This window comes from Lelliottia nimipressuralis (assembly GCF_004402045.1).
Classification (GTDB): Bacteria; Pseudomonadota; Gammaproteobacteria; order Enterobacterales; family Enterobacteriaceae; genus Enterobacter; species Enterobacter chinensis.
In genome coordinates this window covers 73,675-99,924 of the sequence record NZ_SOMG01000018.1, presented here as the reverse complement: position 1 = coordinate 99,924, position 26,250 = coordinate 73,675, and the positions used below count along the sequence as shown (strand labels likewise).

Annotated in this window: 25 protein-coding genes, 1 tRNA gene and 2 pseudogenes; 3 read left to right on the top strand and 25 right to left on the bottom strand. The window is 47.2% G+C overall.

Annotated elements, in window-relative coordinates:
* Positions 1-14 precede the first annotated feature (14 nt).
* Positions 15-692, top strand: a complete 678-nt coding sequence (gene catA / locus E3U32_RS12535) for a type A chloramphenicol O-acetyltransferase (RefSeq protein ID WP_134349052.1) — start codon at positions 15-17, stop codon at positions 690-692.
* 123 nt (positions 693-815) lie between these two features.
* Here the strand turns inward: catA and E3U32_RS12530 are convergent, their stop codons facing one another.
* The 22 genes and pseudogenes from E3U32_RS12530 to proB form a co-directional block, all read right to left on the bottom strand.
* Positions 816-1,109, bottom strand: coding sequence for a contact-dependent growth inhibition system immunity protein (locus E3U32_RS12530; protein WP_134349051.1), 294 nt, complete (start codon positions 1,107-1,109; stop codon positions 816-818).
* A 12-nt stretch (positions 1,110-1,121) separates the two neighbouring features.
* On the bottom strand, positions 1,122-1,946 hold the full coding sequence (locus tag E3U32_RS12525) for an RNase A-like domain-containing protein (protein WP_134349050.1): 825 nt from the start codon (positions 1,944-1,946) through the stop codon (positions 1,122-1,124).
* Positions 1,947-2,315: 369 nt separating this feature from the next.
* Positions 2,316-3,215 (bottom strand): hypothetical protein, encoded by a 900-nt coding sequence (locus tag E3U32_RS12520; RefSeq protein ID WP_134349049.1) that lies wholly within the window; start codon positions 3,213-3,215, stop codon positions 2,316-2,318.
* Positions 3,212-4,771: an ATP-dependent nuclease gene (locus E3U32_RS12515; protein ID WP_166790939.1), complete on the bottom strand. Its 1,560-nt coding sequence runs from the start codon at positions 4,769-4,771 to the stop codon at positions 3,212-3,214. Before E3U32_RS12515 ends, E3U32_RS12520 begins: the two co-directional genes overlap by 4 nt.
* Before the next feature lie 163 nt (positions 4,772-4,934).
* A pseudogene (locus E3U32_RS23785) lies at positions 4,935-5,557 on the bottom strand (tyrosine-type recombinase/integrase); the annotation flags it as partial.
* 271 nt (positions 5,558-5,828) lie between these two features.
* A complete protein-coding gene (locus tag E3U32_RS12510; RefSeq protein WP_233156971.1) occupies positions 5,829-8,162 on the bottom strand; it encodes a YecA family protein in 2,334 nt (777 codons plus the stop codon).
* Positions 8,163-8,332: 170 nt separating this feature from the next.
* Positions 8,333-9,361 carry a DUF5677 domain-containing protein gene (locus E3U32_RS12505; protein ID WP_047955085.1) on the bottom strand — a complete coding sequence of 343 codons (1,029 nt, stop codon included), beginning with the start codon at positions 9,359-9,361 and terminating at the stop codon, positions 8,333-8,335.
* Between the two features lie 614 nt (positions 9,362-9,975).
* Positions 9,976-10,467, bottom strand: coding sequence for a DNA-binding protein (locus tag E3U32_RS12500; protein ID WP_047955084.1), 492 nt, complete (start codon positions 10,465-10,467; stop codon positions 9,976-9,978).
* A 35-nt stretch (positions 10,468-10,502) separates the two neighbouring features.
* Positions 10,503-11,288 carry a hypothetical protein gene (locus E3U32_RS12495; protein WP_134349047.1) on the bottom strand — a complete coding sequence of 262 codons (786 nt, stop codon included), beginning with the start codon at positions 11,286-11,288 and terminating at the stop codon, positions 10,503-10,505.
* Positions 11,285-11,458, bottom strand: coding sequence for a hypothetical protein (locus tag E3U32_RS23645; protein ID WP_014830800.1), 174 nt, complete (start codon positions 11,456-11,458; stop codon positions 11,285-11,287). Before E3U32_RS23645 ends, E3U32_RS12495 begins: the two co-directional genes overlap by 4 nt.
* Positions 11,459-11,869: 411 nt before the next feature.
* Positions 11,870-13,633 (bottom strand): DNA primase family protein, encoded by a 1,764-nt coding sequence (locus E3U32_RS12485; RefSeq protein WP_032447735.1) that lies wholly within the window; start codon positions 13,631-13,633, stop codon positions 11,870-11,872.
* Positions 13,630-13,944, bottom strand: coding sequence for a DUF4222 domain-containing protein (locus E3U32_RS12480; RefSeq protein ID WP_045356324.1), 315 nt, complete (start codon positions 13,942-13,944; stop codon positions 13,630-13,632). The genes E3U32_RS12485 and E3U32_RS12480 overlap by 4 nt, the downstream gene beginning before the upstream one ends.
* 11 nt (positions 13,945-13,955) lie before the next feature.
* A complete protein-coding gene (locus tag E3U32_RS12475; RefSeq protein ID WP_014830796.1) occupies positions 13,956-14,159 on the bottom strand; it encodes a hypothetical protein in 204 nt (67 codons plus the stop codon).
* A gap of 115 nt (positions 14,160-14,274) precedes the next feature.
* A complete protein-coding gene (locus E3U32_RS12470) occupies positions 14,275-15,150 on the bottom strand; it encodes a tyrosine-type recombinase/integrase (RefSeq protein WP_014830795.1) in 876 nt (291 codons plus the stop codon).
* Positions 15,143-15,388 (bottom strand): host cell division inhibitor Icd-like protein, encoded by a 246-nt coding sequence (locus tag E3U32_RS23700; protein ID WP_208527913.1) that lies wholly within the window; start codon positions 15,386-15,388, stop codon positions 15,143-15,145. The genes E3U32_RS12470 and E3U32_RS23700 overlap by 8 nt, the downstream gene beginning before the upstream one ends.
* A 47-nt stretch (positions 15,389-15,435) precedes the next feature.
* Positions 15,436-15,747: pseudogene (locus E3U32_RS12465) on the bottom strand (ash family protein); the annotation flags it as partial.
* A 100-nt stretch (positions 15,748-15,847) separates the two neighbouring features.
* Positions 15,848-16,045 (bottom strand): helix-turn-helix transcriptional regulator, encoded by a 198-nt coding sequence (locus tag E3U32_RS12460; protein ID WP_032441478.1) that lies wholly within the window; start codon positions 16,043-16,045, stop codon positions 15,848-15,850.
* Positions 16,046-16,212: 167 nt separating this feature from the next.
* On the bottom strand, positions 16,213-16,809 hold the full coding sequence (locus tag E3U32_RS12455) for a hypothetical protein (RefSeq protein WP_047955077.1): 597 nt from the start codon (positions 16,807-16,809) through the stop codon (positions 16,213-16,215).
* Positions 16,810-16,877: 68 nt separating this feature from the next.
* Positions 16,878-18,092, bottom strand: a complete 1,215-nt coding sequence (locus tag E3U32_RS12450; protein ID WP_134349046.1) for a tyrosine-type recombinase/integrase — start codon at positions 18,090-18,092, stop codon at positions 16,878-16,880.
* A gap of 166 nt (positions 18,093-18,258) precedes the next feature.
* A tRNA-Thr gene (locus E3U32_RS12445) sits at positions 18,259-18,334 on the bottom strand.
* Positions 18,335-18,445: 111 nt separating this feature from the next.
* Positions 18,446-19,699 carry a glutamate-5-semialdehyde dehydrogenase gene (gene proA, locus E3U32_RS12440; RefSeq protein WP_134349045.1) on the bottom strand — a complete coding sequence of 418 codons (1,254 nt, stop codon included), beginning with the start codon at positions 19,697-19,699 and terminating at the stop codon, positions 18,446-18,448.
* An 11-nt stretch (positions 19,700-19,710) separates the two neighbouring features.
* Positions 19,711-20,814 (bottom strand): glutamate 5-kinase, encoded by a 1,104-nt coding sequence (proB, locus tag E3U32_RS12435; RefSeq protein WP_008501877.1) that lies wholly within the window; start codon positions 20,812-20,814, stop codon positions 19,711-19,713.
* A gap of 304 nt (positions 20,815-21,118) precedes the next feature.
* Between proB and phoE the strand changes: the two genes are divergently transcribed.
* The gene (gene phoE, locus E3U32_RS12430) at positions 21,119-22,171 is read left to right on the top strand and encodes a phosphoporin PhoE (RefSeq protein ID WP_134349044.1); all 1,053 of its coding nucleotides are present in this window, start codon (positions 21,119-21,121) and stop codon (positions 22,169-22,171) included.
* A gap of 78 nt (positions 22,172-22,249) precedes the next feature.
* Here the strand turns inward: phoE and crl are convergent, their stop codons facing one another.
* From crl to gpt, 3 genes are all read right to left on the bottom strand, one after another.
* Positions 22,250-22,651, bottom strand: coding sequence for a sigma factor-binding protein Crl (gene crl, locus E3U32_RS12425; RefSeq protein ID WP_134349043.1), 402 nt, complete (start codon positions 22,649-22,651; stop codon positions 22,250-22,252).
* A 57-nt stretch (positions 22,652-22,708) separates the two neighbouring features.
* Positions 22,709-23,953, bottom strand: coding sequence for an esterase FrsA (gene frsA / locus E3U32_RS12420; protein ID WP_134349042.1), 1,245 nt, complete (start codon positions 23,951-23,953; stop codon positions 22,709-22,711).
* A 104-nt stretch (positions 23,954-24,057) separates the two neighbouring features.
* Entirely contained in the window at positions 24,058-24,516 is a 459-nt protein-coding gene (gpt, locus tag E3U32_RS12415; protein WP_010427903.1) for a xanthine phosphoribosyltransferase, read from the bottom strand.
* A gap of 260 nt (positions 24,517-24,776) precedes the next feature.
* Here gpt and pepD point away from each other — a divergent pair, with 260 nt between their 5' ends.
* The gene (gene pepD, locus E3U32_RS12410; RefSeq protein WP_134349041.1) at positions 24,777-26,234 is read left to right on the top strand and encodes a cytosol nonspecific dipeptidase; all 1,458 of its coding nucleotides are present in this window, start codon (positions 24,777-24,779) and stop codon (positions 26,232-26,234) included.
* The last annotated feature ends 16 nt before the right edge of the window (positions 26,235-26,250 follow it).

The window sequence follows — 26,250 nt, the reverse complement described above, 5'->3', positions numbered from 1 at the left end:
ATCAAGGTTAAAAAATGAAAAAGACCGTCCCGGAATATACGCCTGTTGACTTATCTCGTTGGCCAAGGAAGGAACACTTTGAGGTATTTCAGTCATTTGCTGAATGTACAATTAACCAAACTGTTCTGATCGATATTACCGCGCTGCGAAAACATATCAAAGAGGTTGGCTGGAAGTTTTACCCGACCATTATTTTCCTCCTGTCTAAAATCATGAACCGGCATTCTGAATTCCGTATGGCCATAAAGGACAATGAGCTTGTCATATGGAATGAAATTCATCCAAGCTATACGATTTTCCATCAAGAAACGGAGACGTTTTCGTCATTATGGAGCCACTACGATGGCAATATTCATCACTTCCAGGACACGTATGCAGAAGATGTCGCCCGCTATGGAAATAACCTTTCATACTGGCCTAAGGAAGAGTCCCGGGAAAATGTCTTTTTCGTATCGTCTATTCCGTGGGTAACGTTTACGAACTTTAATATGAATATTGCTCACATGAAGAACTTCTTTTCCCCGATGTTCACGTTTGGAAAATACTACGAACAGGATGGAAAAGTGCTGTTGCCGCTCGCCGTTCAGGTTCATCATTCCGTGTGCGATGGCTTCCATGTGGCAAGGATGTTTAATGAGTTGCAGGAGATGTGTGATGGTTTAGCGGAGCTGTCGGGGGAACTTAGCGTATAATGCGTAAGAAGCCTGGATGAGTTCCTTTTATCGGGAGTAGGCATTAAGTCTGCAAAAGCAAAAACCATCTTAAGACGGTTTTTGCTGTGTGATTATAAAGTCTCGCTTGCCCAGACATCTTTGCTAAGCACGAGCAAGCCTGCGCACTGTCATCAGAAAATCGAAAGGAGTCGAGTGCCACAGCTCAGGTGAAAAATCAAATCCATATCGAATTTCGAACTCCTCATCCAGCCTGTCTTTATAACACTCAATAAAAGTATCAATTTCTTCGGCTAACTCTTTTAGCATCCAACCAGGGGCTGTTTTTTTATACAGATTAATGGTGCCCTCAATTGTATCCTCACCCTCATTTATGAGGTCATGATCCTGATTGAAATAACCCTGAATCAGCTGATCAAGATGATAGAAGCTTTGCATAATTCACCTATCCTATGGGGTCGGGAATGCTGTAAGAATATAGTAAGGTTTTCCGTTGTATTCCTTAAGCTCGATAACAATCCTTACTCCACGCATGCTGATGCGCTGTGTGTTGCCTCGTGTGAACCCATACCCAACCTCCTGCCCTACCGGATGATTGATTGTTAGACGACCACCGCTTTTCCCACCACCGAGTAAGGACTTGATATTAGCTTGATTTAAATAGAGTGCTCTCGAGATAACGCTTTCAGCAACGTTTAAGTTTTTAAACGTTGAAGACATAACAAGGCGCTTATTCTGCTCGAATCGGGAAAGTAACTCACCATCAGTTTTCCCAACATGATTCGCGATTGTATGACCACCGGGTTTGAGGCCCGTCACTGACTCATGTTGGATAAGTTTGATGCGGCCAGCTTTAATTGCAGCTACTCTGGCTGCACCAATAGCCGCTGCAAATCCAAGCGGAACAGCAATATCAACTGTCATGCCGATATTGAGTGCAGTATTTTCATCAGCACCAAGTTCCTTCGCCGCGCTCACAGCAATCTGATAGGTGGCGGAGCACGTATCACGTCCTGTTATAACTTGTCTGGCTGCGCTTTGAATAGAGTCCAGGCTATGCGCTCCAACAACAACACATCCCGCTTTCGTCAGTCCGGTTGGTTCCGGGGCAATACAGAGTGCCGTAGCACCGGCCATTTCTACCGCGCCGAGTAAAATTCCAAGTCCACCAAGTAACCGGTTACTCAACGTTTCCGCTTCTGTCACATTCTTTTCTGAAAGCACCGCCGCTAACTGTACCGGCGACATAACGAGGGTTAATCCACCTTCTTCCATAACTATATTCCTTATTTCCTACCTTGCTTCGATACTATCACTCTGAAAATACTAGCGCTACAGAATGCCTTTGAGGGCAGTCTGGCAAACGAGTACACCAGGCAGGACATAAATGCATAAGGTACATGGTTTGCATGCGTTTTACCGACACTGAATCCCCTCCAATACTAGTACTGGCGCCCCGGAGGTCATTTATGTACTTAAGCGGCCTCTTAAAGTGGGCAGGCGTGGCGGGGAGATTGCGCTCTAAATTGATAATAGCTTTAATAAATCCATGTTTTAATATACCGTTTACTTGGACGATAAAAACCAGCCACATCAGAGATGCGTCCCAATTATCCCGGGCCGTTCCGGACTTACGTAAATACATTAAGACAGCCTCCTCAACCTGCTACCATATATCCAAGAATTAACTCCAAGCTTAACAAGTGAATATCTAACAATATATTCCCAGTCATAATTAAAACTTTCGTTTTTTTGGATAAAGTTATTTATTAAAACATTATAAACTGAATTATCTATCAATCCTTGAGAGAAAAGATTTTTAAATCCAACTAAATCCTTAGCATTTCTCCAGAATGAATTGCTTATGGCCTCATTATGCCAAACTGGAATTTTAATTGTTCTAATATGATAATTTATTTGTTTTTGAATGACGAAACTGAGATTATGATTGGCTGTAATAACATACTCCATATCAACGTTCTGGCGCGGATTCTCTTTAAAAATAACATATATTAGCGGCTCATCTTTTTCAAGCAATGAGAAATCATCATAAAATGGGTTAACGAATCGCTTCCATTTGCTAAAGGACTTTCTAGCGCCTTTATCTCTATTACAACCCCCACAGCACGGGATAAGGTTTTCGGGGAGAAATGAGAATTGCGGTAGCAATGCCTTATTATAATAATGGTCTAATGTACGACAAGGAGAAACGCCACAGTATGGGCATAACAAGCCACTTTCAGCATATATCTTCCGAATAGATTCTATGTAATCCGTTTTTCTTAACTTACTCGGATTGTGATAAATCCACTCAAGAGGCACTTTATATTTAACTAAGTTTTTTCTAGAATTATGGGATAAAAAACCATTCTCAGACATTTCATAATGGTATTTTATCATCTCTCCTATGAGTTCATCCTTCTTATTTCTTAAATCCAGCATCCCTTTAGGCTCATCAAGAGATAAGATAGCATCAAGAGAAGACTTTAAATCTAACTCATCTGTTAAATCATCAATCCCTTTAGGCTTAGATAGAACCCTCATTTTAGTTTTTTCTCCAAGATTATTTTATTCAAAATATCCGAAGGAAGATGGGCAAACTGTCTCAGTATCTCGCTTATTGTTTTATCCTTCGCGATACTCTTTAATTCGTCTCTAAAAAGAGCGTTGGAGTATAAGTCACCAAAGACATCCATCATTATTTGGTGAGTATCAGCACCAAAAGTTTCTATTCTCGGTGCTGAATACGTGGTAAAGTCGGATATTCTTTGCAATATAGTCACTTGTTCCGATGGAATTTCTCGCAGCACCAAAGCCGAGTGTGTTGTAACAATTGCAACGGAATTAGTTTCACGCAATATTTGCGTCAGTGAATTTATAAAATGTGTTAACAGGCTAGGATGTAAAAAATTTTCAGGTTCTTCAATCAAAACCAAGCTATTACTTTCAATATTAGCTATAAAGGAAAACATACTAATTAAAAATGATAGCTGACCGGAACTTAAGGTAAATGGCTTACCATTTTTATAAAACTGTATGTCCACATCAGGAAGAGCATACTCAATTTCGGAGTTAGTAATTAGATCTAGATTAGAGGTTAAGTTTATGAGTCCATATCGTCCTGTCAGTTCTGAGAAATTATTATATAAATGTTCCTCAATATTAGTTTTTATGGAGAATGAGAACCCCGGTATAACATTTTCAGTAATTTTATCAAGTAAATACCCCTGTTCAAATCCGCCCCGTTTAAATGAATCTCTTTTCTGTATTTTTTCTAAAAGAGAAAATATTGTTAGTTTCTTTCCCCTCGGGAACATTTTATTATAATACTTTTCAGATGTCAGTGAAACAAAATGATAATTATTTAGTTTGTTTTTAGCTCTTGTAATATTTGCAGGCCTATAGCATTTATCATTAATTGTATTAGATACAACTATCAACCTGCTAAAGACAGCACCTAAGCCTCTAAACTCCGGCTCTGGCGAAATCGCCTGCTTTATAATTTTGCTAATTAAATATGTCTTACCACTACCATTTTTCCCAATTAATGAATGAATAGGTATATTTATAGAAGATGAATTTCTAAATTTTAATATTTGACAGTTAATATTGTTTTTATAAATAGCTATGCTATCAGGCGGTTCCATCTGATAAATAACACCATCATCAGAATTGAAATATTTGTATCCATTGTCGAATGCATACGTGCTAAAGGTGCTATCCAATAATAAAATAAAAAACAGTTTATCTGAATATTTTTCAAGGAAGGTTTTACTTCTTATTATATTATAATTAACACCAAAATCCTTCATGGATTTCAGCAAAGACAATGAGGCATTTAATTCAAGTTCATTCTTAATATATCTGTATCCGTCCTCAGACATTTGGCATACATAGTCAAATTTCAATTCACTTTTAAGATCATATAAAGAAATATTACCTTTGGACAATTTATCAAATAATTCAGACTCGCTAATTTCATGACCTAACAATAGCATTTTTAATGGACTCTTAATATCTTCATCAATGTAATCGCTATTTTTCCCTTGAACCTTCCGTATGAACATATCAACATCTAATATATATACACTTTTACCCATTATCTCCTTGCCATATCTAACAACATCATTTATGTGTAAGATTACATCAGCATTTTTATTAAACCTACTGAAGAATATTTTTTTTGTAGTTATCATAGATTATCGTCTCTTCATTAATTTTAAAATCCACTTATACGACATGCTAAAGTTACAAATAGCTTCCTTAAGAAAATATCATTTCAGAATACAATTGTATCTTATTTCTCCTTTTTAACATATTGAGATTTATTATCAATGCCATTAAAACTATTTTATTTGAATGTGCTAATTGCATTTCTATCCAATTAGTAGAGTAATTATTTTCATGTGATATTATAGGCAACATATGTCTAAATCCATGTCCCGTAACCCTGCAGCTATACCCGATACACTTGATGACCTGATTAATACTCGCTTCACTCATAAGTTTATTCAGATCATTCCGCCTTGGAAAAACATAATGATAGTTTCCTGTCATCATCTTGAGTGCATTGAGTACATCTATCGCCTGAGTCAATAATGGCACAAGGTGTAACCTGTTTAACAGTCTAAAGCACCGAGAAAATCAGCTTTGTCTTCAGCTTTTAGGAATGGGTAATAATTAGATTGATGAACTTCGAGGGCGCAGGAGAGAGCTGCCACAGGTTTAGACTCAGCCCTTCCCTTATCAATTGTATAGCGAAAAATTTCCGAGCCACGCTGTCGAAGCTTACGCATTTTCTCCAACATGGAGCATTTCACAGTCTTACGTAGCACGTTAAGCAGTTTTCACGATTTTATTTCGCCGATTGGCCTTGCCCATACATAAGAAATAAATCTTTATAAATCAGTGTAATTGTAGATAAATACGAACGTTGGAGGACGTTAAGATGGTGCGATAATAGGAACAAATCAAACAACCTAACAGCATGATATAACACAAAATTTCATTTCAACCTCTTAGAGATACCCCCAAAAGTACCCCCATCAAGATAACTTTACTAAAGGGAGTATAAAATTATCCACTAAAATTCGAATTCGACATAAGATATGCTTTCAGAGAGCCCATAAAATGGGCTCTCTATATGATTTTTAGAATTCAGCGGCCATGACACTTTTTATACTTTATACCGCTTCCACAAGGGCAGGTTTCATTCCGGCCAACTTTACCGTAGTCTTCCGGTTTTATTGAAGACATTATAAAATTTGAATCAGTACCGCTAGAGTTCATCAATCGTTCAGCATCTTCGAAGATGTGAGCATTTTCATCGGTTTTCACTTGAGGCACAATAACATTAATGCCAAAAGCCTTGATGTATTTCCCTTCAGAATCCACTTCTACAATAACAAAATTATGTCTGGCAGCATCTTTAATGTTAAGAGCCATTGAGCTTGCTTTATCATTAACTTTCAGCCAGTCTATTTCATTCTCGTAATTTTGCATCCAAACAAACAAAGATTCTTCATCATTTCCAATCAAAAAATAGCGTGCAGGATGTTTATCTAAACTATCACCTAGCCTCTTAAGCATATTTCCAAGAGTAGATCGCGTTTGGGCATCGTAGTTTCTGATATGGCTGTCTATTGCTAGCCAACCCGGTGCACGTGTGGAATCAAGCGCTTCCAGCAAATCTCTCACTTCCTTTGGAAAATCCTGAGTAGGTAATGGTTTAGTGTCCCAATCAAGACCTTCAAAACTCTTATCAATGACACTACTCATACCGTCCCACAGAAGCATACTGCCTTTTTCTTTTGCCAACTTTTCAATGCTAACCAAGTCAAAACGATTCTGAGTTATATATGATCCCAAGTGGTCAAATTCATCATAAAGAAACGCATTTTTCACATTTGCAAATGACTGCCTCACCTCCATGTAATGTAAAAACTCCCCAGGAGAAGGAAGAAAACGCTTCAGAACAAACAAATCGTCAATCGACATGGATACAAATCCATATTTACCTAATAGAGGTGTGATTTGTGGTAACTGCTTACAGAAAGATGAAAATGGAGAAAATGATTCAACAGTTAATCCGATAGGCAACATTACTCTATAATTCGAAGCTTTAATTCTACCACACTCTCTGTGCTTACCACTTACTAACTGATAAATAACGACTTCATCTGCTGAGTTCAAATAGTTAAAAAAGCGCTCACATTGTTTGTATGCTTTGATTACCAAATCCTGTACAGATTGGGCGTGTCTTTTGAAATCTGTAGCGGGTGAAGCAATCGTTGCTGCAGCACCAGCCTTAGCCTCTATAAGAAATAGCACATCATCCATTAATATTAGCGTGTCATTTTCAGACCATTGATTTGTTTCTGGATCCTTATAATAAATTTCTTGGTAAACATTAGCGGTAGGAAATTGTGCTCTCAAAATGTCATAGAATGCACCTTCACTCATAGCTTTCTGACGTTCTTCGAATTCTTTTTTGTATTCAGGCTTTCGCTGCAAAAGATTATGTAGAAGTGCCCGATATCCTGCATCACGCATGAAACAAGGGTCTACAGCATAATAACCGGCATCGAGTTTTATAAGAGGTTTTTTCCTTGCAGGCAGAGTTCTATAAGGAGTACCAGAAAAATCTCCAATGGCAAAGAAATCCGTATCTTCCCCGCGTTGATAGGCTAAATCCGCTAATAATTTGTCTGGTAACCCAGTATGAAGACTAACATTGGTAATTCCCCCCCGGAACATATCACTAGCTGCTTGACTAGCAGATTTTAATTTCTCTCCATTTTCTTCCATCCATGATTCCATAACCTCTTCTATGTTTTTTTTCTGTTGCGAAGCAATTTCTTGCACTTCTAAAAACTGCATCATCATTTCTTCAAAAGCATTTGTATGACCTGTACGAATAGCATTGGCCATGGATTGAATACCGTGAGCTATCTCATATCCACTTGCTCCGTAGACCTCTTTTAAAATATCATCATGTGGCGAAAGTACGTACCTATAAAATTCTTCTTCTAAAACCTGATAGCGGTTCCCTCTAAGCATTACCCATGCTGTTTTTGAATGGAACTCTATAGTCGATGTATCAGGCCCAAAAATGCTATCTTTTGCATCAAGTGAAGATGCTATTGCGTATAGCATAGCCTTCTGACGTAAATCCCTGCTTAGGCTAAATAAATAACTACATTTATTTTCATCAAAACTAATTTCCTTAGGAGCAATGTCTGTCGCGAGCACGGCGTGCACATATTCAAGAAGGAATTGATTATCGTTCACTAAATCTTTGGTATCTACAGTATCTTTATCCTGACTATCAGAAGCCCCGTGCATCATGAATTGAGCATAGATATATCCGATTAAATCTTCAGGCGGCATACTTGCAATGAGAGTTCGCATCTCACATGCTATCGCTTCCATTTCCTTAAGGAGCTTAACACCTGACTCTGCAACTTTTTCTTTCCTTTCTGCAAACATCATGGGCATTGCCTTTTTAAGTATAAAGTTAACTAAATATTACTACTATTTTACATATGTAAACCAAAGCTAGATCTCAAAACTATAATTTTTATTTTTAAGAGCCAATCAACCTAATATTAATGGTTAAAACGAGATAATAACCAACCCTCAACAAAACACTTCACAAATTCTCATTCAAAACTTTTATCAACTTTCACAAATGCGGCCCCAATATCATCTGTATATTCTTGAATTATCTTGGTCACTACAATATGGTCAAGAGTAGGCTCAAGAGATAATAATGTGGTGGTTATTTGCATTAAACTAATTGCAGTTGCATGAGCAGGGTCAGTCATCCCAGCATCGCTAGACCCAACCAATAATATATCATCTGAAGAATGAGAGAGACCAAGTCTGTTTCTCATTCCTTTAGCGCCAGCGTGTATATTCTGACTTGCCCACTTGTAATATGGACGCATATGTTCTAATTGAACATCTTTTTCTATTGCACCGAAACCAAGTTTATTATGGTTAGGAAAAATATAGGAGGCCCACCCATAATTATCAGCAAACTTCTTGCCATATTTTTTAATTAGAAGATTGAAATGCTCTTTACATTTATCAACATCCTCATTTTTTGGCCCCTTCGCTTGAAGTCTATGTTCATATTTTTTATGTTCAACCATCCCATGATAAGAATCTACTACATCATGGAGATAAAAACGCTCTGCACATTCTTGGCCGTGTTTTGAAATAAACATAGCAGTGACATTGACTTCATGTAGGGCTCTCCATCTAGCATGTGCTGCATCTGCGAACCCATGTTTTAAAAGACATAATATCTCTTGTGAAATCTGACAGGCTCTAGCGTGGTGTCTAACAACAATCTCAAAAACTAAATTATCATCTAAAACAGCCTTTGGTCTGTAAGAACTATTAAACTCAGCACCAGACTCCGTACATATAACTATCATTGCTTCAAGTAAATCAAATCCATCCCCCCATTTTACGTTATTTTGGTGAAAAAACTCTTTCGAACGTGCGCGATTTTCACTCAACATCTCTTCTGTTGAGCGAATTAAAGAAGATCTCATAATATCTACTATTTTGGGTATTATATTATTTATTTTCCCTTCTAAATCGAAGTCACCTGTTAATTCTGACTGCGCCTCTAAAAAACTATCAAGATTTTTCAAAAAAATATTATGAAACGTTTCCATTCTGCACCTGATTTGCATGAGCAATTATTAAAAATAACACCTTTCATAAAAAACATCATTAAAATCATGCCATTTAATCTTAACTTTAACTTGAGAAAATCATGTAAAAAACATTATTGTTTAACAAATAATAAAACTGTTTATACGGTTTGTAAAAACTAACAGACTGAAGCAACTGTAACTTAGAGCGCGTTCTGCCAAAAATCCCCGCTGGCTGTGCCGGTGGGAGACAACTTTTGACAACTCAATCTGAACGCCAGCGTCCGGGCAAACCAGAACAGCGATCTGAAAGAGGCTCGAGGATGGTTGTAAATGGGGAGTGCTTAACACCTCCCCTTCACGAGTTCGTGTACCTGAAGTTTTCTGAAGCGGTAGCGGTTGACACTTTCCCCCTGGTTTTCCCTAGTAAGGCATAACAAACCATAGCAGGCTGACACCTGCCCTGCTTCGCATCAGGATTAACAAAAGCTAACAGCCAAGGCTCAACAAATCTCAACGCCAGCCCTTTACACTTCTGCTGTAGCTGCTGTTCGTAGGCGTCAGGATCCGTTAGGTTGGGTTGACACTTTTCCCAGTTTCTCGCGAAAAAGTGTCAAGTTTGAGGGGCTGGGGGTTTACAGTTTTTCGCCGTCCAGCAGGCAGAGTGACATTAAACCAGTTTTGTTCCAGTCATCCAGCGTATCGGGGTGCATTGTGGCAACGTAAGCCAGTTCAGAACGAAGAAACCGTAAAGCGCCTGCTGCACGGACATTGCCATAGAAGCTGTGGGTTTCTTCATCCGGCCGGAAGAGAATCAGCAATTGTTCATCGGGCTCGTGCTGAACATCAAAACCCAGCTCAGCGGCTGCGGCCTCTATTCGCTGACCAGCATCAATATCAGCCGGCAGCTCTTTCCCGCCGTCATGCCCCCATACCCATGCGGCGGCCTGCGCCCACGTCATTTCAGTCTGGTGTTCGCCAGTACCAGCAGAATTTTGTTTAGCCTGCGATGCGTCAACATCCACTTTATCGCCTGATATTACAATTTCACCTCGCGCTATCCAGCCGTAAACAGTTTGCCGGCTAACGCCCATATGCCTGGCGTAGGCTGATTTACTTAATAGCATCGTGATGTTTCCCTCCGGACAGAAAAAAGCCGCCCTCAGGCGGCCTGCTTCTCTTCTGAATGTGTCTGCCGCAGGCTGCCTTTGAGCATCGCGCTGACATGTTCGCTTAACTGGTCGAGGCCGGTCATGCGTGGCTGTACGTCTGATGGATCGTCGTTCTTCCCGTACACGAGATTGTTATACCAGGTACGGACAGCTGTAATTTGTGCGACGTCTTTCCTTACCGCGTCGACCAGATCGGCAACCGCGCTAATCACCTGCCCGTTCTCTGATACGATACGGGAGAAGCCGAGACGTTTTAGCTGTTCCGTATCGAGTCCCGAACACACTGCGTGCGCCCTTAATAAGGCGTCAGCCAGCTCCTGATGCTTTCCACTGTGCATCGACAGCAACATTTTTTCCTGGCTGCGGCGATCCAGTCGGGCGAATGCCTGGCGCATTTCGCTGTCACGCATGAATCCCTGAACATCATCAGATGCCAGTGGATTAACCGGAGCGAGCTTGTTCTTCAGGTAATCGAGAATGTTTGCGGCCTGCTCACTTACAGCTGCCACCCCGCGGGTAAAGTCTTTGAGCGTGTCCGGGTTCCGGGCTTCACCTGCCCTGCGGTTTTTTGCCTGTTCGTTCAGATCCGGGTCGTTGCGGATAACGTCCAGCAAATCCGCCTCAGCTTCGGCCTGCTGCGCCGTTGTCCTCAGGCTGGTGAGTTCGCCCGCCATGCCACGGAATAAAGCGGCCATCTGAGTATTTGGCGCAACAACCTTACCAGCATAGCCCGCCAGCTCGATGCTGTGTTTCCCTATTTTGATTGAGTAGCTCACTGGCCAGCCTCCATTTTTGACAGCCCTGCATCAAATACCTTGCGCGCAACAGCATGGATTGACGGTGCGATCCCCATGCCCGACTTCTGGCGCTCCCTCTCCTGAATGGTTTTCAGAGCCTGAATCTGCTCCCCGTTCAGCAGAACGGGCTTAACGTTAACCTTGCTCATGATGCCCCCTGTAATAGCGACCGTTAAAGCTCCATTAATCGCAACAATCAATTAATTAATTGCGATTTATGAAACGATATTAATGAAATAGCAGGGGTTCACAACGTGAAAAGAGTGGATGCGTTTTAAAGAATTTGCCCTCAAGGTATACATGGTGTTCACAAAGGCAACAAATTACTTATAAAACAATACATTAACCCATGAATACCAGCCTACATTTTGGGATTTCAGGTCTACACGGTATACATCATTCTGTTTAATAAACCATCAGATGATTAATGAGAGAATGAACACCATGTACACCCTGTGTATACCTGAAAACAAGGTATACATGGCTTAATTCTCTGATTTATAATTAAATTATCCTCTCGATGTATACCATGTATACCTTTCTCCATATTTATCTGAACTTCATTCTTTATGACCGGCTACAGGATGCGTCTGAGGTAACCAGTCTTCCGCACTTTCCGAAAGTTCGACGTTAGTCACCATGCCACGGGCTCTCCGTTCCTTACGGTACTCGTGATTAAACTCCCTCATCGCGCTTTCCATCCCCTCTGCGAATTTATTCAGCGTCAGCGGTTTGTCGAATCCATTGGCCTCAAGGAATGCCAGATAAGCGTGATAGAGATAAATTCGCGGATAGTGAGGCGGATTGCGGTTTCCTACCATCATTCCCGCACAATCAGCCAGGCGCTCAAGGTGAGCGCAGAAGGCATATAGCGGATCTGTTTTCTGCTTTACCTCCAGTGCTTCTTCGCTATTCCGTTGCTCCAGCAGCAGCGCCCGCGCTTTTTCCGGGTTCGCAAAGTTCGCCAGCAGCCGGCGAACAACCACCGGAATTTCAGCGGATATCTTTTCTGCAAGGTCGGGATCCTTATCCTCTTCGCTGACGCGCCGGTTAAACTGGAAAATTACGCGGCGCCGGGAAACGCCGCCGGCGCGTTCGGTGAAAATCATCGGCGTGTTGTTCGTGGCCACAACCACCGCCCGCAGAACGGCGGTGTACTGGTGCTCGTGTTTCGGGTCGATCTCCACCGCATCCCCGCCGGTTATCGCTTTTATCCCGGTGCCCTCTCCTGAATATTTGGGCTGGTCAGGAAGCGTTATCATGCTTTTCCCGACGAACTGCGCCCGCCCGCGTGCGCTATCAAGTGCCGCCATGTTCCCGCTGGCGGTGTTATGCGCGCCGGCCAGCATCGTGGCGATATGGGTAAAGACACTTTTCCCGCTGCCACCCTCCCCGGTTATCTCGAGGAACAGCTGCCAGTCGTACCGGTTCGCCAGAACCATAAAGAGCGCCGCAGCGATACGCTGCATCTTAATTGCGTCTCTATCTGATGCGTAACTTAGCCACTTATGGAAGTTCGGCGCATGGTCGCGGAGGTTTTCGCCCGGCACCGCCGGCGTATAGGTCACGCCGTTATGGTTGGTCAGCCAGTTATCCTGGCTGTGTTCGGAGAAAACGCCGGTTTCCATATCGTAGACGCCATTAGCAAAGGGGATCAGGCTGCGCCGCGGCTCCCCCATTACCGGGATAACAATTTTCAGGGCGTCGATAACGTTGTTGATCGCGCGCTTGCTGAAGTTGGTTTTGTTCTCGTTGTAGATAGCCACCATTTCGCGGCTCAGCTCGAGCAGAGACGTTTTCTCCCAGATGCCGGCACGGTAGACGTATACGCCCTCGCTGTTTTCATTTATCGCAATGCCGGTGTAACGCGCGGCCAGTATGAGCGCCTTCTCGTTATCAGCCAGGTCGCGGAGGTTTACATCCGTCAGCGGTTTGCCGATCACCATGCTTTTGCCGGCTTCCGCATCGGCTTTGAGGCGCGGCAGCTGCGGCGTCCAGTCCTCCAGAAGCTGATAACCTTCAGAGTAGAATTGCGCGCGCTCCACGCCGGCCACCGCCAGCTTTGTGGCGAGAATGGTTATCTGCCGTTCGGTCAGATGCCCGCCACGGCAAACCCGGGCATAGAGCCGGCCATCATCCACAATCCGGATATTCTCCAGCTCTGCCAGCTGCTTTTTATCCAGCACAACCGGCGGCACCGTATCGCCAATCGGGTTCATTTCCTGCCATGCTTTGGCGAACGTCCAGGCATCGGCGCCGGCAAAGATGATTGACTCCTCCATGAGATCCGCCGGCTGCTTTTTAAGGTTTGGTGCATTCTTCATTTTCTGTTCCCTCGCTCCCTGATGATTTCCCGCATAACCCGAATTCGTTCGATGCCCTGCACCCGCATAATCCGATCGATATCTCTTCCTCCGGTGCCCGGCGCGGAAGAAACAAATTCAAATTCCCGCACCAGTCTTTCTGGCGTGCAAAAACACGGTGAGCTGTACCCTTCACGGCAATATGTCACTCTGTCGAATCGGTAACTTTCGATAATTACGATGTTGCCCCGCCCGTCCTTCCATTTATCGCCCGGCCTGATTTCAGGGTGAGCGCGGCCACCAGCAGCTAAGCCGGAATTTTTAATCGTCATAATTTTTTACCTCACGCCGCTGGCGGGATTACCTGATAACCAATTTTCTTCAGAAAGCGCGCGGCACTCTCCACCGTAAAAATGATCTCGTCGTCCATAAGGGGGCGCATCGACTGAAGACCATTTGACGTGTCCACCAGATAGCGGCCGCCGGCCGGGAAACTGAAAACGTTTTTGCCATCGGCCCGGCGAACCAGATCGTAAACAGGAGTCATAATTTCCCCTCCCCGTCCCTTAATGACTGGCGGGTAAAACAATATCGCGCGCTATTTAATTGCTCCGATACGTGATCGGCAAAAGCGCCGAGACGGCAAAATTGGATAACCATTTTCATACAGATACCTCCATGGCCAGACGGGATTGAATGGCTGAGGCCTTACTGCCTAACTGGAGGTAAGTTCGGGTGATTGCCGGGTTACTGTGCCCGAGCATTTCAGAGGCGACCAGCAATCCCTGTTCGCCGCCGGCGGACATGAGATTAAAGGCGGCAATTTTGCGGCTGGAATAGGCGCTCAGGCGCAGACGCGTGTTTACGACGCGCGTAAACCACAGCATTACATTGTGCAGTTTCTTCCAGATTGTCTGGCGGCTCACGCTACCTTCCAGAGACTGGCAACGGTTACTTTCAATCTGACTGCGGGAAAATACCAGGTCGTCACCGATAAGATTGCGCTCCATGCGTTCACGCAGTCGTTTGATGATGCCCGGCGGCAGCTGTTTGGTATCGTGCTTAACTTCAGCCTTCGCCACCAGCTCAAACACGATCGCCTGTTCTTCTTCTGTCATGCCGGCGGCCAGTTCGTCGCAGCTCACGCTATCCCAGTGCATGTACCCAATGTGATCGCCAGCAAGCCGGGCAGCATCCTTACGCTGCTGGCGAACTATCTCGATCCCCTTCCGGGTCGCTCTGGCTTCTGCTGCTTTGGTCTGCTTCGCTACGATAATTGTTGCTATGCCGGTTTCCCAGTTGATGCAGGAGTAACGGAAGTTGCACACGTCGCTGGTACGCCAGCCGGTAACGGTCGCAATATCCCACCAGAGTAAAACCCAGTCCGGCTGGGTCTGCTGGATGCGTTCGCGCAGTTTGCGCTGCTCTTCCCGTTCGTAAACGGGGGTCATGGTGCGGGTGCCTTTCGTGGTAGTGGCTTTTACCACGTTGCCGCGCAGCTCGCGGGCTTTAGCTGTCAGGGTCTGGAGGTTAAACATGGCTACCTCCCAATTCCGCAACATCCAGTTCAAACGCGCCGCTGCTGTACTGATAAAGCGAACATTCAGAGCGAATTTTGGCGGCAAAGATAAGATCCCAGCGGGAATAAAACTCGCGGGCTTCTTGCTCACTGTCGGCAACGATGCGGATAACAACGGGAGTGCAGGTCCGACCTTTCGGCGTACCGAGGAAAAGCCAGGTGAATTTGGGCAGTTTTTGGGTTGGGGTAGTAGCCATGTGGCAGCCTCCTTTTGCTTACTGGAGTCACCACCTGAGTTCTCACGCTCATAAAGGGTGGTGACACTGACGGGGGTGAGAATACCGGTGCAAAAGGATACCGGCCAGCCTTTCGGCTGCCCCGCCAGCGCCACCATAGATTCGATGCGGATCTTCCCCGCAGAAAGAAGATGTACTGGCTTTACGACACAAAAAAAGACGCTATAGGCGTCTGGTATCGCCTTTTGCTTATCCGGGTTCTCACGCCCGACACCAGATTTTGCTGGTGCTTTTAAAGCATACCCTTCAGTTGAATAACAAGGCAAGGAGTTTTTAGGGTGAGCGAAGCCCTGCCCCAGACGGGCATAATTGTTCTTCATGGCATTAACCTTTTTGAATTGTTTAGTGAGCTGTCGCGACAAACTTATTCTGCGAGATCCGAAGTGCAAACTCTCGCAAATTATCTCTACTCACGGAATCTCAGTTCGTTTGGCTGCGTGACGATTCAATGCGCTCACTAATCCATTCATCAATTTCGCTTTCAATGAAAGCAATTGCTCGAGAACCAATCTTTATGGATGAGGGGAAACGTTGCTCAGCCATGAGTCGATAGATCCAAGCCTTGCTATAGCCGGTTCTGCGCTGAACTTCAGGTAAGCGGATAAGGGAATGGGACATATATACCTCTCGAAGTCTAATGTGGTCTACGAGGTATATTTCAGCAAAAACATGCGGGTAGTTGTGGAAGTCACGGTAAATCAGTTGGAAGCAGCTCTTCCACTGAAATAGAAGTACGGCCAGAAGTTTTAGAACCTGTAGATCGACTTTTTGGAAATCCTTACGAGCTATTTGGAAGCGTATATGTTCAGAGCTTCATTAATTAGCATAGTCAATGCCTTATCTGTAACATCAATGCCATCACCATGTTCCAATATGCTTCTTGAAGCACTCCTAGCAACTTCGGATTTGTTCAAATTTTTACCGCGAACATATTTACCACCTGATTTTTCAAGCGCAATAGCCATTCCAGCGATCAGTTTTAACGCAGTATCTTTACCAGCAAACTCGCCCCACCCGCTTCGTAAAGGCTGATACTTTTCGCTAGAGCTATCTGGATCACATCCAAACCAACTATCTGTAGCTGATATTTCTTTAACAGCCCAAGGCCAAATTTCATTGGAATAAAAATCAGCTCCAGTGATATCTCCGCCAGGTGAGCTAGACCATGTTCTCTTGGGATGTAGTTCTTCCGCGTTTACAGCACTCAAAATTATCCTCAAGTAACTGGAAGCAATGTTGTAGATCTCAGGAGGGAATTTAGCTTTCAACTCATCTAAGCGTGAACAACTGTATACGCCAGCCATAGCCATTGCAGCCTGCTCAGCAGTGACCACACGTTGTCGGCGAAGATGATGGGGCATGTTGAGGATGTTTTCTCGCATAAAAGCTTCCTGCTAACGATAGTCTACAGAAGTCTACTACTGTCAATTAGCACTGTCTATACATACAGTTAAGCGCTTTTCCCAAATGTTCCATGCACTACATTTTCGCCGTTTTCCAACGCTTCCATATAGTCGGCATACCACTGAAGCATTTCACGCCGGCCGTCTATGTACTGAGCGTGGTTGTACGTTCCTCGAATAGAGTTTTTGTCGACGTGTGCCAGCTGCGTTTCTATCCACGAGGTGTTGTAGCCCTGTTCGTGAAGGATGGTACTCATGGTGTGTCGGAAACCGTGCCCGGTGACTTTTCCGTCATAGCCAATCCGCTTAAAGACTTGGTTTATGCTGGCTTCACTCATTGTTTTTCGCGGATCGTTACGGCCAGGGAACATAAGCGGGTAATTGCCTGTTAGCTCTTGGAGCTGGCCAATAAGCGTAAGAGCTTGCCTGGACAATGGCACCACATGAGGGCGACGCATTTTCATGCGTGATGCTGGTATTTCCCAGACGGCCTTACTGATATTGATTTCATCCCAAAATGCCCCGCGGAGTTCGCCGGTACGCAAGCCGGTGATAATCAGCAGACGAGCGGCCAAAACTACTAAAGCGCTTCCTGTATATCCTGACAACGCCTTGAAGAAATCAGGCAATTCTTTCGGTGTAAGGAAAGGATAATGATTGGACTCATGCCCTTGCATGGCGCTGGTGAGATCCGGAGCGGGGTTATACTCAGCACGGCCGGTGACTATTGCGTAACGGAAAACTTCCCCGCAGCGCTGCCTAACTTTTTTGGCCTTTTCTGTAGCGCCGCGCCCCTCAATGCGCCGCAGCACATTCAACAGTTCAAGCGGTTTGATATTGGCTATTGGTTTTTTGCCAATGTAAGGGAACACATCTTTGTTGAAAGCCTCAAGGATGTCTGAAGCATACCCAGCAGACCATTTTTTTAGTTTGCTGCTGTGCCACTCAAGGGCAATATCTTTGAAGGTGTTGTTTAACTGCGTTTCACGGGCGATCTTCTCTTCCCGTTTCGCTTCCATAGGATCGATACCCCCAGCGATACCCCTTTTGGCTTCTTCACGTTTTGCCCGAGCATCGGCCAATGTGACTTCAGGATACACACCCAGCGCTAACAGCTTCTCTTTGCCGGCTACACGATACTTGAGCCGCCAGTATTTGCCACCATTAGGTTTAATCAGGAGATACAAACCACCACCGTCAGCCAGCTTGTAAGGCTTATCTTTAGGTTTGGCGGTGTCCACCTGCCGGGCGTTTAGTTTCACTTGGGGGTACCTCCTCTATACCGAACAGCAAATACCCCCATAAGTACCCCCAAACGACCGTAGATTTCAGGGAACTTTAGTAGACGTAGAAATACTAAAAGGGGCTTCAAGTCGCAGAGTATAAGGGGTTTCAGTGAACTTTAGTAGACTTGGGGAGACGTTAGAATGGTGCCGATAATAGGAGTCGAACCTACGACCTTCGCATTACGAATGCGCTGCTCTACCAACTGAGCTATATCGGCCCTGAGAGGCCGGTTACGAGCGTAACCACGGGGCAAAAGGTTAGATCTATCCGGGTGATGCGTCAATGCCCTTTTGAATCAAACGGCTATTTTTGCATCACCCGTGATTATTTACGCACGAATCGTATCGTCACCGAAGCCGATCCACTTGTAAGTGGTGAGTGCTTCGAGGCCCATCGGGCCACGCGCGTGCAGTTTCTGCGTGCTGACCGCCACCTCTGCGCCGAGGCCGAACTGGCCGCCGTCGGTGAAGCGCGTTGAGGCATTGACGTATACCGCTGAAGAATCCACCTCGTTCACGAATCGATCGGCATTGCGCAGGGTGCGCGTCAGGATCGCGTCAGAATGCTGGGTCCCATGTTCGCGGATGTGCGCAATGGCGTCGTCGAGATCGGTAACGATTTTCACGTTCAGGTCCAGCGACAGGAACTCGTCGTCGTACTGCTCCGCTTTTACAGGAACGACTTTCGCCGGGCCATTCTGCAGCAGCGCGAGCGCGTTGGCGTCAGCATGCAGCGTCACGCCGCTCTCTGCCATCTGTTTGCTCAGGGCCGGCAGGAAGGTATTCGCAATACCCTTATGCACCAGCAGCGTTTCTACGGTGTTACAGGTGCTTGGCCGCTGGGTTTTCGCGTTCACGATAATCTTCAGCGCCGGTTCAATCTCCGCACTGTCGTCCACCACGATATGACACACGCCGATACCGCCGGTGATCACCGGGATCGTCGACTGCTCGCGGCACAGTTTGTGTAGGCCCGCACCGCCACGTGGGATCAGCATGTCGATGTATTTGTCCATGCGCAGCATTTCGTTGACCAGCGCGCGGTCAGGGCTCTCGATCGCCTGCACGGCACCCGCGGGTAAGCCACACTCTTCCAGCGCCTGCTGAATGACTTTTACCGTCGCGGCGTTAGTGCGCCAGGTCTCTTTCCCACCGCGCAGAACAGCGGCGTTACCGGTTTTCAGGCACAGGGAAGCGACATCAACCGTTACGTTTGGACGAGCTTCATAAATAACGCCGATAACGCCGAGCGGCACGCGGCGGCGCTCAAGGCGTAAACCGCTGTCGAGCAGCCCACCGTCGATCACCTGCCCGACCGGGTCAGCAAGATTGCAAACCTGACGCACATCGTCGGCAATGCCTTTCAGGCGTGCCGGCGTCAACGCCAGGCGGTCGAGCATCGCTTCGCTCAAACCGTTACGGCGGGCTTCCAGCAGATCCTGCTCGTTGGCGAGCAAAATCTCCTGGGACTGGGATTCCAGATAATCAGCGATTTTTTCCAGCACGCGGTTTTTCTCGCGGCTGGAAAGGAGCGCCAGTTTGTAAGAGGCGGCCTTCGCGGCTGCGCCCATTTGTTCCAGCATGTTCTGGCTCCTTAACGAATAATCATGTCATCGCGGTGCACGGCAACCGGGCCATATTCATAGCCCAGAATGGCGTCGATCTGCTGCGAGTGGTGACCCGCGATACGGCGCAGCGCGTCGCTGTTATAGCGGCTTACGCCGTGAGCGATGTCGCGGCCTTCGAGGTTACGGATACGGATCACTTCACCACGGGAGAAGTTGCCTGTCACGCTTTTAATTCCTTTAGGAAGTAATGAACTTCCTCGTTCCAGAATCGCGGCGGTTGCCCCTTCATCAACGACCAGTTCGCCCGCAGGTGGCGCACCAAATATCCAGCGTTTACGGTTTTCTAACGGGGATTCCTGGGCGTGGAAGCGGGTGCCAACGGAAATGCCTTCCATCACGTCGCCAATCACGCCAGGGCGGCTGCCCGCTGCAATGATGGTGTCGATACCGGCGCGGCACGCCACGTCCGCGGCCTGCAGTTTGGTCCCCATACCGCCCGTTCCCAGGCCAGACACGCTGTCGCCGGCGATGGCGCGCAGCGCATCGTCGATACCGTGAACGTCGGTAATCAGCTCAGCTTCCGGGTTGGAGCGCGGATCGGCGGTGAACAGCCCCTGCTGATCGGTCAGAAGCAGTAGTTTATCGGCACCGGCCAGAATCGCGGCCAGCGCAGAGAGGTTATCGTTATCACCCACTTTGATTTCAGCGGTAGCAACGGCATCGTTCTCGTTAATGACCGGAACGATATTGTTGTCCAGCAGCGCGCGCAGGGTATCGCGGGCGTTCAGGAAGCGCTCTCTGTCTTCCATATCAGCACGCGTCAGCAGCATCTGCCCGACGTGGATGCCATAGATAGAGAACAGCTGTTCCCAGAGTTGAATGAGTCGGCTTTGCCCCACGGCGGCCAGCAGCTGTTTGGAGGCGATCGTCGCGGGGAGTTCGGGGTAACCCAGGTGTTCACGCCCGGCAGCAATCGCCCCGGAGGTCACAATAACAATACGATGCCCTGCGGCATGCAACTGAGCGCACTGACGTACAAGCTCAACAATGTGGGCGCGATTTAGGCGGCGCGATCCGCCTGTTAAAACACTGGTACCGAGTTTTACCACCAGCGTCTGGCTGTCACTCATGATTCTCTGCCGTTCAACGATAAGGGAAAGTAATGTCGAACGAACGTTTTAGCAGGAGTGAGCCCCGTTGCCAACTGCCTTAGCACATCGAGAAACACTTTGTTGCGCGGGATCAGGAAGCGTAGCGGGAGAATTTGACAAATTTATTACCGAAATAATAAATCACAGTTTTTTAAAATTATTCTTAGTTTGTCATAAAAGTTTCACTCCAGAACGATAAAACCCTTTCTGTTTTTTCACGGGACTTAAGCATGAGCTTATCGTCCAGCGAATTTTTTAGCGCGTTTATAAGACAGGATCGAAAATGAAAAAGAGCACTCTGGCATTAGTGGTTATGGGCGTAGTGGCTTCTGCATCCGTTCACGCAGCTGAAGTTTATAATAAAGACGGTAATAAACTGGACGTGTACGGCAAAGTTAAAGCCATGCACTACATCAGTGATGATGACACTAAAGACGGCGACCAGACTTACGTTCGTTTCGGTTTTAAAGGCGAAACACAGATTAACGATCAGCTGACGGGCTATGGCCGTTGGGAATCTGAATTTGCAGGTAACAAAGCTGAAAGCGACTCCTCTCAGAAAACCCGTCTGGCGTTCGCGGGCCTGAAGCTGAAAAACTTTGGCTCTCTGGATTACGGTCGTAACCTGGGTGCCCTGTATGACGTCGAAGCATGGACCGATATGTTCCCTGAGTTCGGCGGCGACTCTTCCGCGCAGACTGATAACTTCATGACCAAGCGTGCTACCGGTCTTGCCACCTACCGTAACACCGACTTCTTCGGCGCGGTTGACGGCCTGGACATGACGCTGCAATACCAGGGTAAAAACGAAAACCGTGACGCCAAGAAACAGAACGGTGACGGTTTTGGTACCTCTCTGTCCTATGACTTCGGCGGCAGCGATTTCGCAGTCAGCGGCGCGTACACCAACTCTGACCGCACCAATACTCAGAACCTGCTGGCGCGTGGTCAGGGCGACAAAGCCGAAGCATGGGCAACCGGTCTGAAATATGACGCGAATGATATTTATCTGGCCGCCATGTATTCAGAAACCCGCAACATGACCCCAATCTCGGGTGGTTTTGCAAATAAAGCACAGAACTTTGAAGTCGTCGCACAATATCAGTTCGACTTCGGTCTGCGTCCATCCCTGGGTTATGTCCAGTCTAAAGGCAAAGATATTGAAGGTATTGGTGACGAAGATCTGGTGAAATATATTGACGTTGGCGCGACCTATTACTTCAACAAAAATATGTCCACGTTTGTAGATTATAAAATCAACCAGATTGACGACAAAAATAAACTGGGCGTGAGCAGCGATGACATCGTTGCTCTGGGTATGACCTACCAGTTCTGATTATGCGAAATAAAAAACCGGCTTGATGCCGGTTTTTTTTGCCCGGTAAGCGTAGCGCCACCGGGCGTCATGACACCATCAGGCAGTCAGCTTCACCGCTTCGCTGGAAAAGTCATCCGCTGGCTCGAACTTGAGATCCAGGGTTGCCAGCAGCGCGCTTGCCTTCGCGTGGAACTCTTTCAGCGTATATTCCAGGCGATCAATCACTTCCTGATCTTTAATGGTAGTGGCCTGCCAGTTGCCGTCTTTATTAAACAGGCCAAACTGGTAGCTATAAGTGAAGCGTTTTTCCTCGGCTTCCATTTCCATCCACCAGCCCCAGAATTCACGTTTTTCGGGTGCAGGCTTCACGTTGATGCATACAGCCAGGCAGTCGAAAAAAAAGCGATTCTCTTCACACTGCTCTTCTCGAATATACGGGCCGAGAGCCATAAACTTCTTAATCAGTCTACTTTTCGGGTGTCCACTCGGTAACGTCATTGCGATCTCCTTTTGTGAAGCCACTGTTTTACCAAACCAGCAAAATTTAGCAATCTCTTAACACAATCTCTGAGCGATCCAGCGCGTAATCTCTTTCAGTGCTTTGTCGAAATTCTGATAGACCGGGCTGAACGGCACCTCAAGCAATTTGCCATCCGCAGATGACGAAGTGATTAAGCGCGACTCTTCTTCCGGACTGAACGGATCGTTTTTCCAGAACCCCGACAGCATCGGCGTTGGGCAGCGACGTCCCAGCAACCCTTGCGTTTTTAACGAGTAGCGATTGAGTTCAATGCGCAGCGCTTCGTCTGATGCATCATGCATGCCAAGACGGCTGGCCAGTACATCAAGGTACATTTCAGGTACGCTCCCCTGGCGAGCAGGATCGCTGAGCAAAGCGTGAACAACCGGACCAAGGCAGGCGACGGCTTTAAGACGAGAAGATTCAAGGTAGGCCAGACGTACCGCGACGTTCGCCCCAAAACGGAAGCCAAATGCCGCTACGCGGGTGTGGTCAACCCACGGAATATTTTCCAGTGCTTTTAGCGCATGCTGGTGCAGCAGGCTGGAATCCTGAGTCAGTTTCCATTTGGATGAGAAACCGATGGAGGGCATATCAAGCGTCAGCATCGCGATCCCTTTTGGTGCGAAGTAGCGCTCATACAGGCTGTAATAGTCGATTTGCAGCGAATCCAGCCCCCCGCACATGAGGACGGTCGGGAACGGGCCTTCACCTTCAGGCATATGCAGGAACCCGGTAACGGACGCCCCCCCAGAAATGGTGAACTCAAGTTCACGCATCCGGCCCGGCAGACGCTGAGCCGCTTCCTGATAGGCGCGATTCGCCAGCGCCTGAGCCTGCTCGGCCAGTTCATCGCCTTTTAAATGGGGATAGGCGGCAATCCCGTACAGGTTAGCGGCGTGCAGCCAGTGCTTGCCGCTGCGCGTGGCATCCTCTTCCTGACTGGCTTTTTGCTGCCAGAGCATCGCCTGCTTAGACCACTCGTAGATCCAGTTACCACCACGGTAACCCACCACCGTATCGTACAGTTCGCTGTCGGTACGTTCGGCTTCGCTCATCACGATTCGCGCCTGCACATCGAGGATTTCACGGGGATCAATACCTCGCCAGATCCACATCAGGCGGTTAATCATGCGATACCAGTGAGGCACGTTTTTACCGTCTAACGCAGACTGGACGGCTGGCTGGGTACCCGGATTAAAGCGGCGCACCAGCGTCGACGTTTCAGGGTGTTTGAAACGGGGTTTGAAGAGAGTTTCGGTGAGATTCGCCTGCGTCATTGCGTTGCCTCCATGGATACGTCATATGGAGTCTATTGTAACGCGGTGCAGACTAAAAAGAACAACGCCCGACATAGCCGGGCGTGTAAAGTTACGTACTGGTATTAACGGCCTGAAATAGGCGGTACAAAGACCACGCCCATATCCCATGGCTGTTCAATCCAGGTATCCTGCGGGATATCAATCACGTAATCGTCAACCAGTGGGCGACCAGCTGGTTTAGCGAAGATGGTGACGAAGTGTGCTTTTGGATACATTTCGCGGATGGCCACCGCAGTACCGCCGGTATCCACCAGGTCATCAATAACGATGAAACCTTCACCGTCGCCTTCCGCGCGTTTCAGCACGGTCAGCTCGCGCTGGTTGTCATGGTCATAGCTGGAGATGCAAACGGTATCGACATGACGAATACCCAGCTCACGTGCCAGCAGCGCCCCCGGTACCAGACCGCCACGGCTGACGGCAATAATGCCTTTCCACTGTTCGGAAGGCATCAGACGCGCAGCCAGTTTGCGTGCGTGAATCTGCAACATGTCCCAGGTGACGACGTATTTTTCGCTCATGTGAAGTGTCCCAGCCTGTTTTTATACGGCTTAAAAAGTGTTCGAGGGGGAAATAGGTTGCGCGAGATTATAGAGATCTGACGCACTAAAAACCAGTGTTTAGCGCCCTCTGCCAGAGTTTTTACATGCTTTATGCTACCAGCCAGCAGAGAAAGTGGTATTCTCAGTTTCATCTCGCAAGCCTGACTTGTGGTAACTATTAACCTGCTAACCCTGTGACCTGCAACCCTGTTTGCAGAGCATCGACAAGGAGACTTATCGTGTCTGAACTGTCTCAATTATCTCCGCAGCCGCTGTGGGATATTTTTGCCAAAATCTGCTCCATTCCACACCCTTCCTACCATGAAGAACAGCTTGCCGAACATATTATGGGTTGGGCGAAGGAAAAAGGTCTGCACGCCGAGCGCGACCAGGTTGGCAACATTCTGATCCGCAAACCCGCTACCGCAGGTATGGAAAACCGCAAACCGGTTGTGCTGCAGGCGCACCTGGACATGGTGCCACAGAAGAACAACGACACCGTTCACGACTTCACTAAAGACCCGATTCAGCCGTACATCGACGGCGACTGGGTGAAAGCGCGCGGCACAACGCTGGGTGCGGACAACGGGATCGGCATGGCCTCTGCGCTGGCCGTGCTGGCTGACGACAGCGTTGAGCACGGCCCGCTGGAAGTGCTGCTGACCATGACCGAGGAAGCGGGCATGGACGGCGCATTCGGTCTGCAGGCGAACTGGCTGCAGGCGGATATTCTGATCAACACCGACTCCGAAGAAGAAGGCGAGATCTACATGGGCTGCGCGGGCGGGATTGACTTCATCTCTACCCTGCCGCTGTCACGCGAAGCGATTCCAGCCGGTTTCCAGACCTTTAAGCTGACGCTGAAAGGGCTGAAAGGCGGTCACTCCGGCGGTGATATTCACCTGGGCCTGGGTAATGCCAATAAACTGCTGGCACGTTTCCTGGCAGGCCATGCGGCTGAGCTGGATCTGCGTCTGGTCGATTTCAACGGCGGTACGCTGCGCAACGCGATCCCACGTGAAGCATTCGCCACCGTGGCAGTGCCGGCGGCAAAAGCGGATGAGCTGAAAAAACTCTCCAGCGTGTACCTGGATATCCTGAAAAACGAACTGTCAGCGAAAGAAAAGAACCTGACCGTGGTGCTGGAATCCGTCTCCACGGATAAAGCCGCGCTGACCGCGCAGTCCCGTGACACCTTCGTTCAGCTGCTGAACGCGACACCAAACGGCGTGATCCGCAACTCTGACGTGGCGAAAGGCGTAGTGGAAACCTCTCTGAACGTGGGCGTGGTGACCATGAGCGATGACAGCGCAGAAATCATCTGCCTGATCCGCTCGCTTATCGACAGCGGTAAAGAGTATGTGGTGAGCATGCTTGAATCTCTGGGTACGCTGGCGGGTGCAAAAACCTCCGCTAAAGGCAGCTACCCAGGCTGGCAGCCGGATGCAAGCTCTCCGGTGATGGCACTGGTGCGTGAAACTTACCAGCGTCTGTTCAACAGCACCCCAAACATTCAGGTGATCCACGCGGGTCTGGAATGTGGTCTGTTCAAGAAACCGTATCCGGACATGGACATGGTGTCTATTGGGCCAACCATTACCGGTCCGCACTCGCCGGATGAGCAGGTTCATATCGAAAGCGTGGGCCATTACTGGACACTGCTGACTGAACTGCTGAAAGCGATTCCTGCTAAGTAATTCGCCGTCTGATGCC

Coding starts and splice junctions, on each gene's coding strand:
- catA (WP_134349052.1), top strand. CDS start 15: ATGAAAAAGACCGTCCCGGAATATACGCCTGTTGACTTATCTCGTTGG.
- E3U32_RS12530 (WP_134349051.1), bottom strand. CDS start 1,109: ATGCAAAGCTTCTATCATCTTGATCAGCTGATTCAGGGTTATTTCAAT.
- E3U32_RS12525 (WP_134349050.1), bottom strand. CDS start 1,946: ATGGAAGAAGGTGGATTAACCCTCGTTATGTCGCCGGTACAGTTAGCG.
- E3U32_RS12520 (WP_134349049.1), bottom strand. CDS start 3,215: ATGAGGGTTCTATCTAAGCCTAAAGGGATTGATGATTTAACAGATGAG.
- E3U32_RS12515 (WP_166790939.1), bottom strand. CDS start 4,771: ATGGGTAAAAGTGTATATATATTAGATGTTGATATGTTCATACGGAAG.
- E3U32_RS12510 (WP_233156971.1), bottom strand. CDS start 8,162: ATGATGTTTGCAGAAAGGAAAGAAAAAGTTGCAGAGTCAGGTGTTAAG.
- E3U32_RS12505 (WP_047955085.1), bottom strand. CDS start 9,361: ATGGAAACGTTTCATAATATTTTTTTGAAAAATCTTGATAGTTTTTTA.
- E3U32_RS12500 (WP_047955084.1), bottom strand. CDS start 10,467: ATGCTATTAAGTAAATCAGCCTACGCCAGGCATATGGGCGTTAGCCGG.
- E3U32_RS23645 (WP_014830800.1), bottom strand. CDS start 11,458: ATGAGCAAGGTTAACGTTAAGCCCGTTCTGCTGAACGGGGAGCAGATT.
- E3U32_RS12485 (WP_032447735.1), bottom strand. CDS start 13,633: ATGAAGAATGCACCAAACCTTAAAAAGCAGCCGGCGGATCTCATGGAG.
- E3U32_RS12480 (WP_045356324.1), bottom strand. CDS start 13,944: ATGACGATTAAAAATTCCGGCTTAGCTGCTGGTGGCCGCGCTCACCCT.
- E3U32_RS12475 (WP_014830796.1), bottom strand. CDS start 14,159: ATGACTCCTGTTTACGATCTGGTTCGCCGGGCCGATGGCAAAAACGTT.
- E3U32_RS12470 (WP_014830795.1), bottom strand. CDS start 15,150: ATGTTTAACCTCCAGACCCTGACAGCTAAAGCCCGCGAGCTGCGCGGC.
- E3U32_RS23700 (WP_208527913.1), bottom strand. CDS start 15,388: ATGGCTACTACCCCAACCCAAAAACTGCCCAAATTCACCTGGCTTTTC.
- E3U32_RS12460 (WP_032441478.1), bottom strand. CDS start 16,045: ATGTCCCATTCCCTTATCCGCTTACCTGAAGTTCAGCGCAGAACCGGC.
- E3U32_RS12455 (WP_047955077.1), bottom strand. CDS start 16,809: ATGCGAGAAAACATCCTCAACATGCCCCATCATCTTCGCCGACAACGT.
- proA (WP_134349045.1), bottom strand. CDS start 19,699: ATGCTGGAACAAATGGGCGCAGCCGCGAAGGCCGCCTCTTACAAACTG.
- proB (WP_008501877.1), bottom strand. CDS start 20,814: ATGAGTGACAGCCAGACGCTGGTGGTAAAACTCGGTACCAGTGTTTTA.
- phoE (WP_134349044.1), top strand. CDS start 21,119: ATGAAAAAGAGCACTCTGGCATTAGTGGTTATGGGCGTAGTGGCTTCT.
- crl (WP_134349043.1), bottom strand. CDS start 22,651: ATGACGTTACCGAGTGGACACCCGAAAAGTAGACTGATTAAGAAGTTT.
- frsA (WP_134349042.1), bottom strand. CDS start 23,953: ATGACGCAGGCGAATCTCACCGAAACTCTCTTCAAACCCCGTTTCAAA.
- gpt (WP_010427903.1), bottom strand. CDS start 24,516: ATGAGCGAAAAATACGTCGTCACCTGGGACATGTTGCAGATTCACGCA.